The 5,055-nt window shown below is 67.8% G+C and carries 4 protein-coding genes and 1 pseudogene; all 5 read left to right on the forward strand.

The annotated features are described in order from the left end of the window. Positions 1–209: pseudogene (locus ACFDTC_RS12030) on the forward strand (ABC transporter ATP-binding protein); the annotation flags it as partial. Beyond that, positions 206–1,411 (forward strand): multiple monosaccharide ABC transporter permease, encoded by a 1,206-nt coding sequence (gene mmsB, locus ACFDTC_RS12035; protein ID WP_375259123.1) that lies wholly within the window; start codon positions 206–208, stop codon positions 1,409–1,411. The pseudogene ACFDTC_RS12030 and the gene mmsB, both read left to right, overlap by 4 nt. A 4-nt stretch (positions 1,412–1,415) precedes the next feature. After that, positions 1,416–2,408 carry an AraD1 family protein gene (gene araD1, locus ACFDTC_RS12040; protein ID WP_375259124.1) on the forward strand — a complete coding sequence of 331 codons (993 nt, stop codon included), beginning with the start codon at positions 1,416–1,418 and terminating at the stop codon, positions 2,406–2,408. 8 nt (positions 2,409–2,416) lie between these two features. Then, positions 2,417–4,162: an L-arabinonate dehydratase gene (gene araD / locus ACFDTC_RS12045; protein WP_375259125.1), complete on the forward strand. Its 1,746-nt coding sequence runs from the start codon at positions 2,417–2,419 to the stop codon at positions 4,160–4,162. Beyond that, positions 4,149–5,055: Gfo/Idh/MocA family protein (locus ACFDTC_RS12050; RefSeq protein WP_375259126.1), on the forward strand; the 907-nt coding region annotated here is incomplete at its 3' end. The genes araD and ACFDTC_RS12050, both read left to right, overlap by 14 nt.

Genomic DNA, 5,055 nt, shown 5'->3' on the forward strand with positions numbered 1-5,055 from the left:
CGAAGTACGAGATCTACGCGGTCATCCGTGACCTCGCGGCACAGGGCAAGGCGATCATCGTGATCTCGTCGGAACTGCCCGAGCTGCTGGGTGTCACCGACCGCCTCTACGTCATGAACGAAGGCCGCCTGGTGGGCGAGATGCCCACCGCCGAGGCCAGCCAGGAAAAGATAATGTCCAGAATCGTCAAGTCGGGAGAAGCCGCATGACCGACACCACAACTCAAGCCTCGAGCGGGACTGCGGGCGGAGCGAAATCCGGCTGGCAATTCCTCAAGGGCCACATCCGCGAGTACGGTATCCTGATCGCGCTGGTGGTCATCATGGCCTTCTTCCAGGTCGCGACGGGCGGCATCCTGCTGAAACCGGTGAACCTGACCAACCTGATCCTGCAGAACTCGTACATCGTCATCATGGCGGTGGGCATGCTGCTGGTGATCGTCTGCGGACACATCGACCTGTCGGTCGGCTCGGTCCTGGGCTTCATCGGCGCGCTGGCCGCCGTGATGATTGTGAACTGGGGTCTGCCCTGGCTGGTCGCTGCGATCCTGTGCCTTGCGGCCGGGGCGTTGATCGGCGCGGCGCAGGGGTTCTGGGTCGCGTATTTCCGTATCCCCTCCTTCATCGTGACGCTGGCGGGCATGCTGGTCTTCAAGGGTCTGACGCTGTGGCTGCTGGCCGGGCAGTCCGTGGGGCCCTTCCCGCCGGAATTCCGCCTGATCTCGTCGGGCTTCGTGCCGGATCTCTTCGGCGGCGAGAACCTGAACCTGCTGTCTCTGATCGTGGGCGTCGCCGTGGCGGGGCTGCTGCTGTGGTTGGCCGTGCGCAACCGCGCCCGCCAGACCGCCGCCGGCGCCGAGACCGAGCCCTTCGCCTTCTTCGCGGCACGCACCGGGCTGATCTTCGTGGCGCTGGTCTACATGTCCTGGCTGATGGCCGATTTCCGCGGCCTGCCCAACGTCTTCATCGTCATGGCGCTGCTGATCGCGGTCTATTCCTTCCTGACCTCGCGCACGACCTTCGGCCGGCGGCTCTATGCCATCGGCGGCAACGAGAAGGCGGCCAGCCTGTCGGGCATCAACTCCAAGCGCCTGACCTTCCTGACCTTCGCCAACATGGGCATGCTGGCGGCGCTCGCGGGCCTCGTCTTCGCCGCGCGCCTGAACACCGCCACGCCCAAGGCCGGCGTCGCGTTCGAGCTGGACGTGATCGCGGCGGTCTTCATCGGCGGCGCGTCGATGTCGGGCGGCGTGGGCACCGTGATCGGCGCGGTCGTGGGCGCCTTCATCATGGGCGTGATGAACAACGGCATGTCGATCCTGGGCATCGGCATCGACTGGCAGCAGGTCATCAAGGGCCTCGTGCTGCTGGCGGCTGTGGTGTTCGACGTGCTGAACAAGCAGAAAGGGTAACGACATGCTGATCTCACAATACGCACGCGAGGACGGCACGCCCCAGCTGGTGGCGCGCGACGGCACCGAGGCCTACGAGGTCCGGACCGGCCAGTCGCTCTATGCCCTCGCGACCGAATGCGTCGAGACCGGCCAGACCCTGCGCGACCGCATCGCGACGCTCGGCATGGGCAAGGCGATCGACCTCGAAGCGCTCTATGCCGCGGGGCGCCTGCTGCCGCCAGTGACGCATCCCGACCCGGCGCACCTGCACCTGACCGGCACGGGGCTTACGCATCTCGGCTCGGCCTCGACGCGCGCGGACATGCACAAGAAGGCCACCGGCGACGAGACCGACAGCATGAAGATGTTCCGCATGGGCGTCGAAGGCGGCAAGCCCGCCAACGGCTCGGCGGGCGTCCAACCCGAGTGGTTCTACAAGGGCAACGGCACCAACCTGGTCGCCCCCGGCGCGCCGCTCGTCTCGCCCGACTTCGCCGAGGACGGCGGAGAGGAACCCGAGATCGCCGGCATCTACCTGATCGCCGCCGACGGCACGCCCGTCCGCTTGGGATGGGCGCTGGCGAACGAATTCTCGGACCACGTGATGGAGCGGCGCAACTACCTGTACCTCGCGCATTCCAAGCTGCGCCCGGCCGCGATCGGCCCCGAACTGGTGATTGGCGAGCTGCCCGAGCACGTCGAGGGCACGTCGCGCGTCCGCCGCGGCAACGAGGTGATCTTCGAGAAGCCGTTCCTGTCGGGCGAGGCGAATATGAGCCATTCCTTCGCCAACCTCGAACACCATCACTTCAAGTACCCGCTGTTCCGGCAGCCCGGCGATCTGCACGTGCACATGTTCGGCACCGCGACGCTGTCCTTCGCCTCCGGCGTGCAGACCCGCGACGGCGACGTCTTCGAGATCGAGGCCGCGCCCTTCGGCCTGCCGCTGCGAAACCCGCTCGCCTTCACGCCGCTCGGCACGCCCGAGCCACGCACCGAAATCCGCACTCTGTAAGGAAGCCCATGCCTTTCGAACCGGCCCAGTGGCCCAGAAAACTCAGATCCCAGGAATGGTACGGCGGCACGTCGCGGGACACGATCTACCATCGCGGCTGGCTGAAGAACCAGGGCCACCCCCATGACCTGTTCGACGGCCGCCCGGTCATCGGCATCATGAACACGTGGTCCGACCTGACACCCTGCAACGGCCACCTGCGCGAGCTTGCCGAGAAGGTGAAGGCCGGCGTGTGGGAGGCCGGCGGCTTCCCGGTCGAGGTGCCGGTGTTCTCGGCCTCGGAAAACACGTTCCGCCCCACGGCGATGATGTACCGCAACCTCGCCGCGCTGGCGGTCGAGGAGCAGATGCGCGCCCAGCCCATCGATGGCGCCGTGCTGCTGGTCGGCTGCGACAAGACCACGCCGTCGCTGATCATGGGCGCGGCCTCGACCGACATCCCGTCGATCGTGGTCACGGGCGGCCCGATGCTGAACGGCTGGTTCCGCGGCGAGCGCGTGGGCAGTGGCACCGCGCTGTGGCAGATGTCCGAGGACATCAAGGCCGGCAAGATGACCCAGGAGGATTTCCTCGAGGCCGAACAGGCCATGTCGCGCTCGACCGGCACGTGCAACACGATGGGCACCGCGTCGACCATGGCCTCGATGGCCGAGGCGCTGGGGATGGCGCTGTCGGGCAACGCGGCGATCCCGGCCGTCGATGCGCGCCGCCGGGTGATGGCGCAGCTGTCGGGCCGGCGGATCGTGCAGATGGTCAAGGACGACCTGAAGCCGTCCGATATCCTGACCCGCGAGGCGTTCGAGAACGCGATCCGCACCAATGGCGCGATCGGCGGGTCGACCAACGCGGTGATCCACATGCTGGCGATTGCGGGCCGCGTCGACGTGGACATCACGCTCGACGACTGGGACCGCCTGGGCCGCGAGGTGCCGACGATCGTCAACCTGATGCCTTCGGGCAAGTACCTGATGGAAGAGTTCTTCTATGCCGGCGGGCTGCCGGTGGTGCTCAAGCGTCTGGGCGAGGCCGGGATGCTGCACCGCGACGCACTGACCGTGTCGGGCGGCGCGATCTGGGACGAGGTCAAGGACGCCGTCAACTGGAACGAGGACGTGATCCGCCCCGCCGACAAGGCGCTGACCGCTTCGGGCGGGATCGCGGTCCTGAAGGGAAACCTCGCGCCGCGCGGGGCCGTGCTGAAACCCTCGGCCGCGACGCCCGCGCTGATGAAGCACCGCGGGCGCGCCGTCGTCTTCGAGGACATCGACGACTACAAGGCCAAGATCAACGACGAGGCGCTCGACATCGACGAGACCTGCGTGATGGTGCTGAAGTACTGCGGCCCCAAGGGCTATCCGGGCATGGCCGAGGTCGGCAACATGGGTCTGCCGCCCAAGGTGCTGCGCAAGGGCATCACCGACATGGTGCGCATCTCGGACGCGCGCATGTCGGGCACCGCCTACGGCACGGTGATCCTGCATACCTCGCCCGAGGCCGCCGCCGGCGGGCCGCTGGCGATCGTGCGCAACGGCGACATGATCGAGGTCGACGTCGCCGAACGTCGCCTGCACCTGGACCTGAGCGACGAGGAGATCGCCGCGCGCCTGGCCGACTGGACCCCGCCCGAGGAAGTGACCAAGAACGGCGGATACACGCGGCTCTACCAGGACAACGTCGAGGGGCCGGACACCGGCGCCGACTTCACCTTCCTCAAGGGCTGCCGCGGACGGGAGGTGCCTCGTGACAGCCACTAAGCTCGCGCTCGTCGGCATCGGCAAGATCGCCCGCGACCAGCACATCCCGGCCCTCGCCGCGTCGGACGCGTTCGAGCTGGCCGCCACGGTCAGCCGCTCGGGCGGCATAGACGGGGTCGAGAATTTCGACACGCTCGAGGCGCTGCTGGCGGCCCGGCCTGACATCGACACGATCAGCTTCTGCACGCCGCCGCAGGTCCGCTACGCCGGCGCCCGTGCCGCGCTGGACGCGGGCCGCCACGTGATGCTCGAAAAACCCCCGGGCGCGTCGCTGTCCGAGGTCCATGCGCTTCAGGCGCTCGCGCAGGACAAAGGGCTGAGCCTGTTCGCCACCTGGCACTCGCGCCAGGCGGCCTCGGTCCCGGCGGCCAAGGCATGGCTGGCGGACAAGACCGTCGGCTCGGTCCGCATCCAATGGAAAGAGGACGTGCGCGTCTGGCACCCGGGCCAGCAATGGATCTGGCAGGCCGGCGGACTCGGCATCTTCGATCCCGCGATCAACGCCTTCTCGATCCTGACCGAGATCCTGCCCGTCCCGGTCCACGTCACCGGCGCCGAACTGCACTTTCCCACCAATTGCGAGACGCCCATCGCTGGCGAGATCCGCATGGACGGGCCTTCGGGCCCGCTGGTGACCGCCGAGATCGACTTTCTCTTCGAGGGCGACGCCCTCTGGCGCATCGCGGTCGAGACGGATGCCGGCACGCTGACGCTCGAAAAGGGTGGCGCGGTAATGACGGTCGACGGCGCCACGCATGGTGGCGGGGACAAGGACGACGCCGCCATCCACGGCGAGTACGATGGGCTTTACGCCCGGTTCGCCGACCTGCTTGCCCACCGGGCATCCGAGGTCGACCTGCGCCCCATGGTGCTGGTGGCCGATGCCTTCACCC

This window comes from Citreimonas sp. (assembly GCF_042096055.1).
Classification (GTDB): domain Bacteria; phylum Pseudomonadota; class Alphaproteobacteria; order Rhodobacterales; family Rhodobacteraceae; genus Citreimonas.

Bases quoted from the DNA above. Each gene is read 5' to 3' on its own strand.
- araD1 (WP_375259124.1), top strand. From the start codon at position 1,416: ATGCTGATCTCACAATACGCACGCGAGGACGGCACGCCCCAGCTGGTG.
- araD (WP_375259125.1), top strand. From the start codon at position 2,417: ATGCCTTTCGAACCGGCCCAGTGGCCCAGAAAACTCAGATCCCAGGAA.
- mmsB (WP_375259123.1), top strand. From the start codon at position 206: ATGACCGACACCACAACTCAAGCCTCGAGCGGGACTGCGGGCGGAGCG.